16 protein-coding genes are annotated in these 16464 nt (G+C 26.9%); 7 read left to right on the top strand and 9 right to left on the bottom strand.

Features of this window, described 5'->3' with window-relative positions; translation table 11 throughout:
- The first annotated feature begins 12 nt into the window (after nucleotides 1-12).
- A complete protein-coding gene (locus HRT41_02695) occupies nucleotides 13-1155 on the top strand; it encodes a phytanoyl-CoA dioxygenase family protein (GenBank protein NQY22915.1) in 1143 nt (380 codons plus the stop codon).
- Here HRT41_02695 and HRT41_02690 read toward each other — a convergent pair whose 3' ends face one another.
- The 3 genes from HRT41_02690 to HRT41_02680 form a co-directional block, all read right to left on the bottom strand.
- A complete protein-coding gene (locus HRT41_02690) occupies nucleotides 1156-1620 on the bottom strand; it encodes a hypothetical protein (GenBank protein ID NQY22914.1) in 465 nt (154 codons plus the stop codon).
- 79 nt (nucleotides 1621-1699) lie between these two features.
- Nucleotides 1700-3982 carry a cache domain-containing protein gene (locus HRT41_02685; protein ID NQY22913.1) on the bottom strand — a complete coding sequence of 761 codons (2283 nt, stop codon included), beginning with the start codon at nucleotides 3980-3982 and terminating at the stop codon, nucleotides 1700-1702.
- 316 nt (nucleotides 3983-4298) lie between these two features.
- Nucleotides 4299-6593 carry a cache domain-containing protein gene (locus HRT41_02680; protein ID NQY22912.1) on the bottom strand — a complete coding sequence of 765 codons (2295 nt, stop codon included), beginning with the start codon at nucleotides 6591-6593 and terminating at the stop codon, nucleotides 4299-4301.
- Nucleotides 6594-6884: 291 nt separating this feature from the next.
- Between HRT41_02680 and HRT41_02675 the strand changes: the two genes are divergently transcribed.
- On the top strand, nucleotides 6885-7367 hold the full coding sequence (locus tag HRT41_02675) for an S-adenosylmethionine--2-demethylmenaquinone methyltransferase (GenBank protein ID NQY22911.1): 483 nt from the start codon (nucleotides 6885-6887) through the stop codon (nucleotides 7365-7367).
- Nucleotides 7368-7467: 100 nt separating this feature from the next.
- Nucleotides 7468-8733 (top strand): fatty acid desaturase, encoded by a 1266-nt coding sequence (locus HRT41_02670; GenBank protein ID NQY22910.1) that lies wholly within the window; start codon nucleotides 7468-7470, stop codon nucleotides 8731-8733.
- 22 nt (nucleotides 8734-8755) lie between these two features.
- On the opposite strand, the gene HRT41_02665 is transcribed toward HRT41_02670, so the two are convergent.
- Nucleotides 8756-9442 (bottom strand): SDR family NAD(P)-dependent oxidoreductase, encoded by a 687-nt coding sequence (locus tag HRT41_02665; GenBank protein ID NQY22909.1) that lies wholly within the window; start codon nucleotides 9440-9442, stop codon nucleotides 8756-8758.
- Between the two features lie 106 nt (nucleotides 9443-9548).
- Between HRT41_02665 and HRT41_02660 the strand changes: the two genes are divergently transcribed.
- Nucleotides 9549-10577 carry an arginine kinase gene (locus tag HRT41_02660; GenBank protein NQY22908.1) on the top strand — a complete coding sequence of 343 codons (1029 nt, stop codon included), beginning with the start codon at nucleotides 9549-9551 and terminating at the stop codon, nucleotides 10575-10577.
- On the opposite strand, the gene HRT41_02655 is transcribed toward HRT41_02660, so the two are convergent.
- The 3 genes from HRT41_02655 to HRT41_02645 are packed head-to-tail and all read right to left on the bottom strand — an operon-like array spanning nucleotide 10572 to nucleotide 11837.
- Nucleotides 10572-11030 carry a YccF domain-containing protein gene (locus HRT41_02655; GenBank protein NQY22907.1) on the bottom strand — a complete coding sequence of 153 codons (459 nt, stop codon included), beginning with the start codon at nucleotides 11028-11030 and terminating at the stop codon, nucleotides 10572-10574. The two genes, HRT41_02660 and HRT41_02655, sit on opposite strands and share 6 nt — an antisense overlap.
- Before the next feature lie 32 nt (nucleotides 11031-11062).
- Nucleotides 11063-11419: a hypothetical protein gene (locus tag HRT41_02650; GenBank protein ID NQY22906.1), complete on the bottom strand. Its 357-nt coding sequence runs from the start codon at nucleotides 11417-11419 to the stop codon at nucleotides 11063-11065.
- A 43-nt stretch (nucleotides 11420-11462) separates the two neighbouring features.
- Complete coding sequence (locus HRT41_02645) at nucleotides 11463-11837, bottom strand: RidA family protein (GenBank protein NQY22905.1); 375 nt, start codon at nucleotides 11835-11837, stop codon at nucleotides 11463-11465.
- Between the two features lie 216 nt (nucleotides 11838-12053).
- Between HRT41_02645 and HRT41_02640 the strand changes: the two genes are divergently transcribed.
- Nucleotides 12054-12380, top strand: a complete 327-nt coding sequence (locus HRT41_02640) for a hypothetical protein (protein NQY22904.1) — start codon at nucleotides 12054-12056, stop codon at nucleotides 12378-12380.
- A 33-nt stretch (nucleotides 12381-12413) separates the two neighbouring features.
- On the opposite strand, the gene HRT41_02635 is transcribed toward HRT41_02640, so the two are convergent.
- Nucleotides 12414-12935 carry a TIR domain-containing protein gene (locus HRT41_02635; GenBank protein ID NQY22903.1) on the bottom strand — a complete coding sequence of 174 codons (522 nt, stop codon included), beginning with the start codon at nucleotides 12933-12935 and terminating at the stop codon, nucleotides 12414-12416.
- Between the two features lie 244 nt (nucleotides 12936-13179).
- Here HRT41_02635 and HRT41_02630 point away from each other — a divergent pair, with 244 nt between their 5' ends.
- Together HRT41_02630 and HRT41_02625 are read left to right on the top strand one after the other, a co-directional pair.
- Nucleotides 13180-15000: a cache domain-containing protein gene (locus HRT41_02630; protein ID NQY22902.1), complete on the top strand. Its 1821-nt coding sequence runs from the start codon at nucleotides 13180-13182 to the stop codon at nucleotides 14998-15000.
- A gap of 15 nt (nucleotides 15001-15015) precedes the next feature.
- Complete coding sequence (locus HRT41_02625; GenBank protein ID NQY22901.1) at nucleotides 15016-15696, top strand: response regulator transcription factor; 681 nt, start codon at nucleotides 15016-15018, stop codon at nucleotides 15694-15696.
- On the opposite strand, the gene HRT41_02620 is transcribed toward HRT41_02625, so the two are convergent.
- Nucleotides 15693-16460, bottom strand: coding sequence for a putative hydro-lyase (locus HRT41_02620; protein ID NQY22900.1), 768 nt, complete (start codon nucleotides 16458-16460; stop codon nucleotides 15693-15695). The genes HRT41_02625 and HRT41_02620 overlap by 4 nt on opposite strands.
- Nucleotides 16461-16464 lie beyond the last annotated feature (4 nt).

Here is a 16464-nt window from a genome sequence, read left to right as displayed (position 1 = left end):
AAAGGAAAAAAAATGTTGCAACAACAAAAATGTTCACTTCAAGACTTTAAAAGAATTTGCAAACAAACACTTAAAAAAGAAGACTATCCTTTGTCCTGTCTTATAAAAAAGAATATTGTTATTTATGATGGAAATAAACTTAGAAAAAGCCTTTCAAAGAAAAAACGAGTGTTTTATGAAATCGAATTTTCAAAAGTATTTGAAGAAGGTTCAGGCATTGTTGTGATTCAAAACTTTTTTGACAATAAAAATATTATTGATAAAATGAATACCGTTTTTAATACTATTTTAAAAGAAGAAAAAAACAAAGAAGCAGCAGATCATTTTGCAAAAGGTGGGCAAAATGCTCGTATTTGGAATGCTTTTGAAAAAAGTGCCCTTAAAGATGCAAAGGTTTTTCTAGAATATTATAAAAACCCCTTATTGTCCCTTGTGGCAAAAGCATGGTTGGGATCAAATTATCAAGTCACCTCACAAGTAAATATCATTTACCCAAAGGGTAAAGCTCAAGCTCCTCATAGAGATTATCATTTAGGCTTCCAAGAAAATGCAGAAGTACTTTCTTATCCTTTGCATACACAAATCATGTCAAGGCTCTTAACCTTACAAGGGGGAGTAGCTCATGTAGATATACCTATAAAAAGCGGGCCTACTAAATTTTTGCCTTTTTCACAGCAATATAAACATGGTTATTTGGCTTGGAGAGAAGAAAAATTTAAAAGCTATTTTGAAAAGTCTTATGTTCAACTTTCTCTAAAAAAAGGGGATGCCGTCTTTTTTAATCCAGCAGTATTTCATGCAGGTGGAGAAAATAGAAGTAAGAATATTATTAGATCGGTGAACCTTTTACAGTTATCTTCTGCTTTTTCAAAAGCAATGGAAAGTGTTGATTTATATAAAATTAGCCTTAATATTTATAAAGACTTACGCAAAGTTTATAAAAAAGGCTTTTTTGATGAACATTCTTTAGATGCCATTTTAACAGCTGCTTGTGATGCATACTCTTTTCCAACTAATCTTGATAAAGACCTTCCTTTAGGAACTATGTCACCACAAACATTAAAAGAATTGTATCAACAGGCTTTAAAAGAAGACTGGAAGTATTCAATGTTTAAAGAAGAAATAAAAAAACATAAAAAAAGAAGAAACTCTTAGTTATTTGGCGTGAGTATTATAGTAGTCAACAAGTTTGTTAATGACATCATTACTTTCTATACAATCTATTATATTCATAACTGGAACTGGGAAAAATGGGTATTGGCATAAAGAAGGAATGTTTGAATATACAAGAGAACATGTATCGGGATTTGAGTTCTTTTTATACGATAAAATCATAAATTTTTCTTTCTTGAAATCCAGATATACCTTAGAATTTACTTTTAATTCAGCAGTAACATAAGCAATAGATGCATAAGAATGATAGGCCAATAAAACTTTTTCATAGGTGAACTCTTCACTCAAGTAAGCTTCTAGTTTTACTTTAAAGTATTCAATTTTTTCAAAGTTTACAAGAGCTTCTCGATCTTCATTTGTACACTCTTTCCAAACTTCTAAAAAATTTCTTTTTAACTCTTGAGTATTCGTTATTTTTTGCATAAAAGATAATAGCTTAAATGCCATTTGATAAGCATTAGAGTTTAGAAAAACAATCAGTAAATATTGTATTTTCATTGAGCGATAAGATTGTATGTTTGATTTTTTATATCTCAAAACGAATAGTAAACAAAGCACCTCTAAAAATCTTATTTTCATATTCGTATTCTACGTTTTTTACCAGAATATTTCCACTAAACTCTTTTTCTATAATTTCCTCCACCATATATAAACCAATGCCTACGCCTTCATTTTCTTTTTTTGTTGTAAAATAAGGCTCAAATATTCTAGATATAATCTTATCATCAATGCCACCTGCATTGTCTTTTATTTCAATTACAACGAAGTTGTCTTCACTATAAACATTAATAAAAATAAAGCGTTCAAAAGACGAGTCCTTTAGTGCATCTTTTGCATTATTTAAAATATTTATAATAACCTGCATGAGCTCATTTTCAACAGCAAGAATGTTAATAAAATCGATTTTTTCTTTTATTTTTATTTTTTTATCATCAAATTGGGCACTTATAATAGTAAAAACCTTGAGAAAAGTATCTTGTAAATTAAACGTTTCTTTTTGTTTTCTTGGGTTGATAAAATTTGTAAAATCATCTATTGTTTTAGACATATATTTTAATTGAATCATACAGGCATCTACATCTTTACGTATTTCTTTTTCATTTAAATTTATGCAATTGTCTCGTAAGTACTGAATAATTAAAGAAACATTATTTAAAGGTTGTCTCCATTGATGTGCAATATTGCCAATCATATCACCCAAAGCAGACTTTTTTGTCTGCTGAGCCAATACAATTTGTTGTTTTTGCGTTTCAAGCTCTAAAGATTTTTTCCTTGAGATATTTCGTATTACGGAATGAAATACCGTTTTATCATCTAATTCTATCTCCGTAATGGTAATATCACACCATACTGTTTCATGATCTTTTTTTACAAATAAACATTCAAAATTACTTGATTTATGAATACTGCATTGTGTAATTATTTTATTCCAATTAACCAAAGGACTGTCATTTTCTAATTGATGGGAGGGGGAAATATCATAGGTACTTAATCCAATAAACTCTGTTTTATTTTGATACTTCATCATTTTTAAAATAGCATAATTGCAATCAATAATTATGCCCTCTTTGTCTAATAATACAATACCATCCGAGGATTTTTCGTATAATGTTTTAAATACATTTTTTTGTTTTTTTAATTTGGCATTACTCATTTTAATGTCTTTTGCATATTGGTCAATTGTTAATTTTGTTTTTCTTGATGTTAAATAAAAAGCGAAAGAAGTTAATAAAGACAATAAAATTGAAATGTAAATACCAACATAAATATAATTTTCTATTTGAGTATTTATATTATTCCTGATTTCATCAATTTCTTTTTGTAAATCATCAAAATAAAAACCAGAACCAATAACCCAATTCCAATCTTTTACCAGATAAAAGAAAGACATTTTTTTGTTCTCTTTTTCGCTATTATTTTTTGAAAATGAATAAGAAATAAAACCCTCATTCTTTTCTTCTAACAGTTTTAAATAACTTTTTCGATAGTTATTCGTGCTCACATTTGTAGTATTAAGTTTTAACTTTTTGCCATTATATGAAGCATTCCCTTGATTGATAATAACTTCTCCATAATATTCACCTTGCTGCTTTGCATACAATTTAAATAAAAATAAATAATGATTGTTATCATACTTTAACGCTTCAAAAGATTTGATAGTTTGTTCTTGAATTTCTTTTTTTAACTCATCTAAATAAATTCCTGTGCCAATAATCCAATTAAGTTCTTTTATCTCTCTTGTATACAATAGTTTTTCATATTTTTTCTTTCCAGCATTTAATTTCGTAAAATAAATTTTTTCATAAACACCATCTCTGTTAAAAATACTATGACCTTTCATAACAAACAATTCTGTCACATGTTTACCCAAAATATTTTTATTGGGATGCCCAAGAACTCGTCCTGTTTTCAAATCTGTTATAAATATATATTCATTTTTATTTTCATATCTCATATTGGTAAGCATAGTATGAATCAAATGATTCAACTCTTTTTTATTTAATGTATTTTTATATTTTTTTATCATTGCATTACTTAAAATAACAGCATTATCAATTTTTAGTTTAATGCGTTTTTTTAATACGTCTTCAACTTCTAAGGCTTTCAACTTAAAAGTATTTGCAACATAACGTACTTTTGTTTCAATAATCTTTTTCTGTTTACTAATAAAGACTTCTGACTCTTCTTTGATAAGTATATTTTTATATTCATTTAAAAAATATATATTATAAACAGTTAATAAAAAAACAGATACTACAATAAAAAAAATGGATAAAACGATGAGTCTTGCAGTGAAATTTTGTTTCATTTTTTCCTAACAACTAATTAAAATCTTAATAATTTATTTAATTATTAAGATTTTAATTATACATAAATAATATGAAAGTAATTTGATATTGAAGAAATATTTTCCTAAGTCTTAAATTATGAAAGAATAAGCTCTCTAAAGTTCATTTTTTTTACTAAAAGTTAAAAAAATATTATGTATATTAAAACTGTTTGTAGGGTATTTTATCTTCTAGAAGTATGTTATTAACCTCGTTTTTTAATAAAGAAGCGCAGGGAATAAAAAGGGAAGTATCGTGATTTTAGCTTTTTTTCTAAAAAGGGGTTTAAGTTGTTGCTTAAAGTGTTAAACGAATGCTAAACTCAGCACCTTTTAAAATATTATTTTGATATTCATATTCTACATTTTTTACCAGAATTTTTCCATTTAATTCTTTCTCTATAATTTCTTCAACCATATATAAACCAATTCCTACGCCTTCATGTTCTTTTTTTGTTGTGAAATAAGGTTCAAATATTCTAGTAATAATTGCATTGTCAATGCCACCTGCATTGTCTTTTATTTTTATAATAATTTCTTCATTTTTTGTATATGCATCAATAAATATCATTTTATTTTCGATTTCATTAGAAAGTAATGCATCTCTTGAATTATTTAAGATATTAATAACAACTTGCATCAGTTCATTTTCAATTCCGTACATGTTAATTTTTTCAATATTTTCATTAAGATTAATGTTTTTATCATTAAATTGAGCAGAAATAATAGTAAATACTTTAACAAAAGTATCTTGTAAATTAAAATGTTCTTTTGATTTATTTGGGTTAATGAAATTTGTAAAATCATCAATTGTTTTAGACATATAATTGAGTTGTATCATACAGTTTTCTACATCTTTATGAATTTCTTTTTCATTCATATTAAGACAATTATCTCTTAAATAATGTATAAGCAAAGAAACATTATTTAAAGGTTGTCTCCATTGATGTGCAATATTACCAATCATATCACCCATTGCAGATTTTTTAGATTGTTGGGCAAGAACAATTTGCTGTTTTTGCATTTCTGATTCTAAATCTTTTTTACTTGAAATATCTCTTAGTACAATATGGATAACAGTTTCATCATCAAGTTTTATCTGGGTAAGAGTGATATCACACCAAACTTTTTTTCCGTTTTTTTGAAGAAATAACCATTCAAAATTAGTTGATTTTTTTTGAATACATATTTCAATATATTTATTCCATTTTTGAAATGATTTTTCACCCTTTTTTTGTTTCAAAGGAGAAACATCATATACATTCAAAATCAAAAAATCATCTTTATTTTTATACTTTAATATTTTTAAAACAGCTTGATTACAGCCAATAATATTAGCTCCCTCATTTAACATTATAATACCATCCGCAGATTTTTCATAAAGTGTTTTAAAAACATTTTTTTGTTTTATTAAATCTTTATTGCTCTGTTTTATATCTCTTGCATAACTATTAATAGTAGCTGCTATTTTTCGAGAAGTAAAATAAAAAACCAAAGACGTTAAAAAAGATAAAAAAATGGCAATATAAACAGCCGTAACGATATAATTTTCTATTTGAACGTTAATATTCTTAGTAATACTATCAATCTCTTTTTGCAAATCATCAAAATAAAAACCTGTACCTACCACCCAAGATAATTCTTTTATCAAAAAGAAAAAAGACATTTTTTTATGCAAGGTTGATGACGTTCCTTTGGGGTAATAATAGGTTACAAAACCCTCTCCATAAGTATCTAATAAAGATAAATACTCTTTTCTGTAGGTATTCTTTCTTTTACTAGGGGTATTCAAAGAAAGTACTTTGCCTTTTAAACTTCTATTGCCTTGATGTAAAATAATTTTTCCATAATTATCATTTATTTTTTGATTATACAGTTCAAAAAGAAAGAGATAGTGTTTTTTATCCTTTTTCAAACGTTGTAATATTTTTAAATTTTGAAGTTTTAATTCTTTTTGCATATCATCAAGATATATACCTGTACCAATCAACCAATTAAAGTGTTTGATTTTTTTAAGATAAATTAACTTCTCAAACTTTTCATTAATACCAGAAGGTTTTGGAAAACGTATTTTATGAAATATTCCATCTGAATCTTTTAGACTTCTTAATTCATTTAATTCTACTTGGGATAAACCAGTGACTTTTTTACCAATGATTCGTTCATTGCCATGAACAAGTATTCTTTCAGTATTAATATCCGTTATAAAGATATATTCATTTTTATTTTTATATTTTACATTTTGAAAGATATTTATTAACATTAATTTTAATTCAGCAGATGTAGTTTTATTTTTGTATTCATCAATAATCTTGTTGCTTAGGTTAACAGCATTATTAATTCTAGTTTTTATTTTTTCTTTTAACCCATCTTCTAAATCTAAGGATTTTGCCTCAAAAATACTAGTAATAAACTTGACTTTACCTTCTATAATGTTTTTTTGTTTATTGATATAACGTTTTGTTTCTTTTTTAATCAACATCTCTTTATACTCATTAAACACATAAATATTATAAACAGTAAGAAAAAACACAGAAATAATAATAAAAAATATTGATAATATAATTAATCTGGCAGTAAAGTTTTTTTTCATCTAGAACCTAAAATAAAAGAGCTTTTAATTTACAGTATACTTGTAATAAAATATATATATACTTATCTTTGCAGATATTTTTTTCTTTTTTTAAAAAAATGGTAATACTAGAACATTTTTATCAAAAATATCTTTTATAATTCATAAGCACATTTTATTTACATAAAAGTATATTATAATAGAATTTCATATACGAAATATTTATAATTTGTTATAAACCTATTTTTTAATATCTTAAATCAACTTATGTATATTTTTGTATGATAATCTAAAAGACAAGTAAGGAATAAAATGCACTTCGAAACAGCAGATTTATGTGATGACAATCAAGATAAAAAAATACAAATACTTAGCCCTAAATTCAAAAACTATGGAGGACTTAAAAAGTGTTTTGGTCAAATAATCACTATTAAACTAGATAAAAGTAACTGGCGATTATTAGAAATGCTAAGAGATGAAGACGGTGAAGGAAAAATCGTTGTTGTTGATAATGCAGAATATTTTTATGGAGTTGTTGGTGATAAATTAATGGCTTTTGCAAAAAACAATAACTGGCAAGCGATAATTTTAAACGGTTATGTAAGAGATACTGCACATACTAGAAATATTGATGTAGCATTATATGCAATTGGTGCATGCCCATTAAGAAATTTTGATAAAACAGAATCTTCTAGAGGAGACCAATTAAGTTTTGGGGGTGTTACTTTTCATGAAGGCGATTATTTATATGCGGATTGTGATGGCGTAATTATTTCAAAAGAAAAACTTATTTAATTGCTATGTTTTCCCTTTTGGGAAAACATAATAAAACCAGAATATAAATTATTTTGTCCTAGCCCTGACTTTTCCTAAAAATGCATTTTTTGTTAACTAAATACTCTTATTTTACTTAAAAAACAAAATAAACCCTACTTTTGAACGAATCTTAAACAAAATTAATATACAATTGCCCACTATAATTTTAAGGAATGTTTTGGCACACGAATATGCGAGATACGAAGATATCGATAAAAATAAACTTCAAGAAGATATTGAAGAAATAAGAAAATCCCTGGGAAAACCCAATCAAGATGACTTTTTGCATTTATTGAAGCTAGAGAGATGGGGTAGATTTTTTACCATGAGTGGTTATTTTTTAATATTATTTGTTGGTTATTTAGAAATTTCATATACTATTACTTCACTAATATTTTGGCCTATAGCCCTTGGTGCTGCTGTTTGTTTAAGTATTGGAAATGTCTCAAGGTGGGCAAATATAGCACATCCTATTTTACATGGGGCTTATGATAAAATTCCTAATATTCCCAAGCGTTATACCAAATCTGGTTTCGCAAAACATGGAAGAAGATATTTAGATTGGATAGATTGGATTAAACCAGAAGCTTGGTCTTATGAGCATAATATTATGCATCACTATCACTTGGGAGAAGATGATGATCCAGATAATGTGGAAAATAATCTTCAATGGTTAATTAAAGCTAAAATTCCAATGTTCTTAAAATATGTTTTTGTTTACGTTTTTGCAGGTACCTGGAAATATTCTTATTATGCACCCAATACCTTAAAAATTTTGGAAAATAAAAAAAGAAGAAAACTAAAATTAAAAGAAATAACTACTTATCAATGGAACCCTTTTAAAGGAACAGGAAAAACATTATGGAGAGAATATATTCTTCCTTATTTTTCTATTCGTTTTATACTTATTCCTTTATTATTTTTACCACTTGGTTTAGAAGCTGTATTTAATGCTTTTATTATTACGTTAATAGCTGAATACTTAGCAAATTTACATTCATTTTTAGTAATTGTACCTAATCATTCTGCTGGAGATATTTACAGATTTGATACGCCGCACAAATCTCAAGGTGAGTTTTATTTACGTCAAATTATGGGAAGTGTTAATTATAAAACAGGAACGAATATTGTTGATTTCTCTCAAGGCTGGTTAAACTACCAAATTGAGCATCACATTTTTCCAACCCTTCCTTTATCACAATTGCAAAAAATACAACCCCTAATTAAAGCATTGTGTGCAAAACATAATCTTGAATACCGTCAAGAAAGTGTTTTTAAACGAATGTATTTAACAATTGAATTAATGGTTGGTAATGCTACTTTACTAAAAGTAGGAAATATATAAAAATATAAAAGACTTCGCTCTTTTATATTTCTCTAACATCTAAAAAACTTCCACTCTCATATTTATTTGCATTTTGTAAAACCTGATCAAATTTGAAAGCAGCCTCTTCTTTAGAAAAAGCAAGACTGTTTTTAATTATTTTTACGGATGGAAATTTTTCATCGTCTAGTTTTAAAATACTCGCTCTTATATCTGTATCCACAATACCAGGAGCAAGAGCTAATACTTTACTCTCTTTATTTTCAAGTGCATACAAAGCCATTAACATATTTAAAGATGTTTTTGACATACAATAACTACTCCAACCCAAAAGAGCATTAATAGAAGCACCTGAAGATGTAGCAATAATAGTTTTAACTTCTAAGTTGGAAAAGATATCCAATAAAACTTTATTTGAATAAACATTTACATTCATGACTTCTTCAAAATCATTCAAACTAAGTTTATCTAAGAAGTCTACTTTCCCTAATATTCCAGCATTTAGATAAACACACTCCCACTTATTTTCTTTTTGTATAAAAGAAGAAAGTGTTTGACTAATGGATTTTGTATCTTTTAAATCACAACGCTCGAAAATAAAGTTTTTATCAGTAATTTTTGGCATTCTTCTTGCGGTTCCATAAACTTTATATGATTTTTTTAAATACAGCTGTGTAAGTGCTAAACCTAAACCAGAGCTACAGCCCGTAATAAAGATATTTTTTTGCATAATAAACCTTTATAACTATTTTTATTAGATATCTTAACAAAATAATATAATATTTCTCATTTTTTAATATCAAAAAGATATAATAAGAAATCAAAAAGGAAGCTATATGAACTATCCTATTTTTACAAAAGAACATCAATCTTTAATGGCAAAGTACTTAAATATTGGTATTTTTAATCATCTAAAAAACTTAAAAAGTAAGAATGATTTTACCCTTGAAAAAGCCATTAATTCAGGCCTTAAAAACCCAGACAGTGGTATTGGTATATATGCAGGAGATGAAGAATCTTATACATTATTTGCTGCTTTGTTTGATAAAATCATAGAAGATTATCATGGTTTTAAAAAAGAGGATAAACATATATCCAACCTAAATGCATCGTATTTAAAAGCACCCTTATTAAAAGAGCATAATAAATACATTCTCTCAACACGAATACGTGTAGGAAGAAACTTAAAAAACTTTCCTTTAGGACCAGCTATTAGTGATATTCAAAGAAAAGAAGTAGAGAAAATAGTTTCAAATGCATTAGAACATTTAGAGTGTGATTTAAAAGGAAAGTATTATGCTTTAAATGCTTTAAATAAAAAAGAGCAAGAGAGTCTAATAAAAGATCATTTTTTATTTAAAGAAGGGGATCGATTTTTACAAGCTGCTTCTTTGAATAATGACTGGCCAAATAGCAGAGGTATTTTTCACAATATTGAAAAAACATTTTTGGTTTGGATTAATGAAGAAGATCAATTAAGAATTATTTCTATGCAAGAAGGTGGAGATATTAACACTGTATTTTCAAGACTTCTAAAAGCCATACACTTATTAGAAGAGCATATGCAATTCTCATACAATGAACACTTGGGATATATCACATCTTGCCCTACTAATTTAGGAACAGCAATGAGAGCTTCTGTTCATATTAAACTTCCAAAATTAAGCATGGATATGAAAGAATATAAAAAAATTACGGATAAGTATTTTTTACAAATAAGAGGAATTCACGGGGAACACTCAAAAAGCGAAGGGGGTATTTATGATATTTCTAATAAAAGAAGACTGGGAGTTAGTGAAGTACAATGTGTGCAAGATATGTACGATGGAGTAAGTGCTTTAATTAAAAAAGAAGAGTCTTTATAAAAAAGGCTTTTCTTTTTTTAAATTAGACATTATAGTTTTAAACTTTAACGCTTTTGCCACTTCTTTTTCAACAATCATTTTTCCAATGGGTGCGATAGAAATCACAGCCAATTTATAATGTGCAAAAGCAAAAGGAATACCAATAATACTAACAGCAGAAACTATCATACAAATCACATGTCCAAGGGATAGAAAAAATCCAGCAAAAACAAACCAAATTACATTTCCTACTAAACCAAAAGACGAAGTGCCTATATCATTTTTCTCTAACACATCTCTGTTAATAGCTTCATAACCAAAAGGAAAAAATGTAAACTTTCCTATTACAAAACATGCTCTACCCCAAGGGATTCCTATAATACTTACAAATGCAAGCAGTGAAAAAAACCACCAGGTAAGTCCCATAAAAAAGCCTCCAAATATAAACCACAAAAAGTTTAAAATAAAGCGCATGTTTTTCCTTTAGTTTATTAACTATAAATGAATTAGTCTTCTTTTGTATCTTCTATTTTTTCTTCATTATTGTTATTTTCTTCAGTTTCTTCAGTTTCTTCTACTTTTTTTACTTCTCTTTTTTTAGCAGATGAAAGCAGTTCTATATATATACTTTTTGCATCAGAAGTACTTGCTTCATCAATATTTTTTGTAATTTCAGTAAAATCAATAGTTTTAGCTTCTTCGTTATTAAGCGAAAATTTACAATCAATATTCCAAAAATCAAAACCTTCTGGCAATTTTTTGTTTTTTTCTCTTTTGATGTATTTTCTAACATCGTGTTTAATCGCTTCTAAAACTCTTTCTTTTTTCTTTTTTACATCATCTAATTGATATGTTTTTTTCATTAAAATCCTTTGCGCGAATTATAGCAGTATTTTTCCATTATGCTTAAGGAAAATTGGTTAAATTTGCTTGTGTTTTTACAGCTGTGAATACTATTTCAACTAGGGTTTGTGGCGTGGACATTTTTGCTTCTACACAAGCTCTGGAGGGAGGATTGTCTCTATCAACCCATTCATCCCATACTTCATTAAAAGCAGCAAAATCTGCGTCAATATCTTTTAAAAATATTTCTGCTTTTAAAAGATATTCTTTGCTTGTACCTGCTTTTATAAAAAGCCCGTGTGCAATCTTTAAAACATCAGCCGTCTGACCTTTTACATCTAAGCTTTTATCTTCTGGAACAATACCTGCAAAATAAATCACATTTTGATATTCAACAATCTTACTCATTCTTGGTCCTGTCATATCTCTAGTAATCATGATATTTCCTTTGAATTGCGTTTTAAAAGTATATCACTATTTTCTTTAGTAACAAAATATTGACCATAATCAATTTTTTGATCTCTTTTTTATGTTATATTAAAAAATATTATACAAAGGCAAACAGTGATTTATACAAGTATTCTAACCCTACATCTTTTATGTGTATTTATTTATGGTGGTTTTTTATTCGTAGATATTTTTTTTCTTTCACGAATGAAAGAAAGTTTAAATAAAGAAGAGCATAAAATTGCAAGAGAAGCTCTCATGCAACATGTAAGAAAAGTAGTTCCCTGGGCTCTTTTATTAGCTGTTGCTACGGGAATTTATTTAATTTCACAAGTATTTGGTCCTATTGAAGATCAAAGCTTGACTTATTATCAAAGTTTATTAGCCTTAAAAGCATTTTTAGGACTGTGGTTGGGAATAAGAGGTTTTAATCAAAAGTTTTTTAAAATAAATCCCTTTGTATTTAAAGGTCATGCTTTACCATTTACTTTTGTAGTGTTAATGATAATTCTTTCAAAATTTATGTATTTGTAAATAACAAGTACATAAATATTAAAATATCTTTATTTAAGAAACACTTTTTTCCAAATTCAAACTTTTTTCAAAAGCTTCATGAATCCATTTCTCAACTTCACTTGGGTTATTAGACCAATCATACAGTTTAATAGAACCATTCTTAATCTCCAAAGACATTTCTTCTGGCAAGATATTTTCATCAATACAGTACGTTGAATTTTCTAATTTTACTTGTCCATAATAAGGAAATAAACCTTTTGATAGTTTTCCTGTATACGAAGGTAAAATTATCCCAAGCAGACCATTTTTTGTTTTATCACGTGAAGAATCTAAAGAAAAAGATATTTCATCAAGCACATATTTTTGCACTAAAGTATCATCTCCAATTAATACAATGGTAACCGTTGAAGAAACATCTAATTCATCTTCTAAAAAACTAGAAATAGTGATATTTTCATCATTTAAATACATTTTTACAAAATCATTTTTATATTCCGCATCATTTTTATCCGTAACAGTAGAGAGTTTCCCTGTATGAACATAAGAAAGAAATACTTTTTGTTTCTTTGTCATAATATACTCCTTAAAAATATTGTTAACTAAGACGTATACATAGTATAAACTATCTATCCATACACAAAAGTAAAAAAAATAAGCTAGTTAAATATCCTAACAAATTATTTATTCTTAGAGTAAAAAGTAGCTAAACAGTACATTTTATAAAAAAAGTATCATAAGATAAAGAAAATTTAAAAGCACACTTCTTTAACACTTCACTATACTAGGATAGAATAGTTTGTACATTAGAGGAGAAAATGTGTTTACTGAAAAAAATCTACCAAAACTGATTATATTAACACCTATTATTACTATCATTATTTTATTCATGGTAATTTTGTATTATTTTATTAAAAGCCAAAATGACTATTTTGTAAAAGAAAGTCATCTTCTGGAGCAAGAGTATATTAATAAACAAAAAGTTGTATTACAAAACGAAGTCTCTGGGATTTTCGACTATATTAACTATCATAAAAAACTAATGATTAAAAACATAAAAAAAGATATGAAGCTACAAATGCAAGCTTTTATTTACTTGTTAGAAGAGCAAACAAATGATGAAAAATATATGCAGTATATTAATCAAAATGTTAATGCCCGTACCGATTTTCTTATTTATGATAAAAAGAAACTCTTAAAAAATACCAGTGTATTTTTCAATATGAATAATCTTATTAACTTTCAAAAAAATATGCAGACAAAAAAACAGAGTTTTATTTTTGTAGATGAAACAGATTTATATTTATTTAAATACCTAAAAAACAAAGATATTATTATTATTTTAAAAAAAGATATTTTTTATAATATGGATGATTTAAAATACTCTATTGCAAGATGGGTTGAGTTTATACGTTTTGGGCGTAATAATTATTTTTGGATTCATTCTAATACTAACAAATTAATCGCTCATCCTTACAGACAAGAAGATATAAACAAAGATGATACTCACCTTAAAGATGGGAAAGGAACCTTTTATATTCAACAAAATATAAAACTTGCAATGAAAAATCATCAAGGAAACTTCTCTGAATATTATTGGAACAAACCCAAAGAAAAAGAAAAAATTAAAAAACTGAGTTTTGTAAAACTTTATAAAGAATGGAATTGGGTTATTGGTACTGGTATTTATATGGATGAAATACAAAAAGTTATCATTACAAAGAAAAAGAGACTGGAAGAGAAAATAGACAAATATATAGAAGTAACCATAGGTATTACTATTTTATTATTACTGTTTATGTCTTTTTTATCCGTAATGGTCTCGCAAAAAATCAATAAAACCTTTAAAGGGTATCAAGATAAAGTGCATAAAAAAGAACTAAAACTAAAAGATTTAAACCAAAACCTGCACAGTAAAATAGCACTCGCTTTAAAAGAAGCACAGGAAAAAGACCGCGCAATGTTACACCAGTCAAGACTTGCACGTATGGGAAAAATGCTTAATATGATTTCACATCAATGGAGACAACCTTTGAGCCAATTAGCAGGAATAATGATGGAACTTGAAACAACTGTTGCTTTTAAAAAAGCAAATAACCAGTTTGTATTAACGTGTGCCAGTGATGCCACTAAAATTATTCAATTTATGTCTTTGACTATTGATGATTTTAAAAACTTTTTTAAACCAGAAAAAAACAAAGAATATTTTTATGTATCAAGTGCTTGTAATGAAGCCATCTCTTTAATAAAAGACTCTTTAATTAATGAAAACATACGCTTGCATTTAGATATTAAAAATGACAAAAAAATTAAAGGCTATAAAAGAGAATATGCCCAAGTAATTTTAAATTTTTTAGTCAATGCAAAAGATGCACTCTTAAGTAAAAAAATTAAAGATGCTCATATTACACTTAGCATTGATACAAAAGACAATCGCTCCATTGTTTCTGTAAAAGACAATGCCCAAGGTATTATAGAAGAAAACATGGATTTAATTTTTGAACCTTATTTCTCAACTAAAAAAGCCCAAGGAACTGGCCTTGGTCTGTATATGGCAAAAATGATTATTGAAACAAATATGCAAGGAAAACTTTCTGTTCATAATGATGAAAACGGTGCAGTTTTTAAAATAGTAATTTAAAAAAAGGACAAGAAGATGATAGAACTCGCTTTAAAACTAAAAGACTATAAACTCTTATTAGTAGAAGATGATGAAGAAATACGTAAACGTTTAAAGAATACCTTGAGTTTTTATTTCAAAGAAATTTATGAAGCAAATAATGGTTTTGATGCTTATGATATCTATTTAGAACAAAAACCAGACCTTGTTATTACGGATATAGAAATGCATGATGGCAATGGGATAGACTTAGTAAAAAACATAAGAAAACTTAATTTATCAACGCCTATTATTATCATTAGCGCGTATTCAAAAGAAGAATACTTACTTAAGTTAATTAATTTAAAAATAGATTATTATATATTAAAACCTACAACAAGAGAAGATTTATTGTCTGCAATAAATATTGCTTTATTTAAAAATAATATTAGCACTTTACAAGTAGGAAAAGATCTTTTTTTAGATGTACAACGCTCGTGTATTTTTTATAAAAATGAAGAAATTATTTTAAGAAAAAAAGAGAAAAACTTTTTAGAACTTTTATATCAAAATAATAATAGAATTACATCTTATGATTTAATAGAAGATTACATTTGGGTAGATAAAATAATGACACAAGATGCCCTAAAAACATTTATTAAAGAATTAAGAAAAAAACTTCCTGTAAATATTATTGAAAATATTATACAAGAAGGGTATAAATTAGCAGAGTATTAAACATAATACTCTGAGTCTTTTTTATCACTAACAAACATATATCCAGGAGAATGAGTAATAGCGAAAGGAAGTTTAAGTCCTTTTATTACATTTTCACAGCTAACCCCACAAGGCCAAAAAACAGGAATTTCATCTTTTTTAATTAACACTGCATCTCCATAATCAGGTTTTGAAATATCGTTAATTCCAATCATAGAAGGATATCCTATATGTATAGGACTTCCATGTACACTTGGATAATGACTAGTAATTACACAGGCGTCTGCCACCCTGTCTTTCATAACAGGGCGCATGGAAACTACCATTGATCCATGAAAATTATCCACAGGCTTTAGTTTAATATTGCTTTTATACATAGACACATTTAAACCTTCTTCAATATGTCGTAAAAAAATACCTTCCTTCATTAAAGGTGCCTCAAACGTAAAACTGCAACCAATTAAATAAATAACCATGTCTTTTGTATAATATTTTTCTATATTATTACTTGTCTCTACTAGTGTTCCTTCTTTAAATATATTATAAGAGGGAATTTCTTTTAAAATATTAGCACCTTTTGCTAATACTTTTGAGTAAGGACTGTCTTTTAATATTTCCAAAATAGGAATGGCTTTGGCATTTGCTTTAGCAAATTTTTCAAAAGAATCGGCATACTCTTTTGGAAGCATTAACATATTAGCTTGTAAATAACCCTTACACATTCCAGCTGTAGTTTGAGTAAACTCATTCTTAGCTATACGTTTTCGTAAATCTTTTGGCGTCATTTTT

The organism is Campylobacteraceae bacterium, from assembly GCA_013215945.1.
Taxonomy (GTDB): Bacteria; Campylobacterota; Campylobacteria; order Campylobacterales; family Arcobacteraceae; genus NORP36.
Note: the sequence above shows the minus strand (reverse complement) of the source record. Positions and strands in the feature narration are given on the sequence as shown.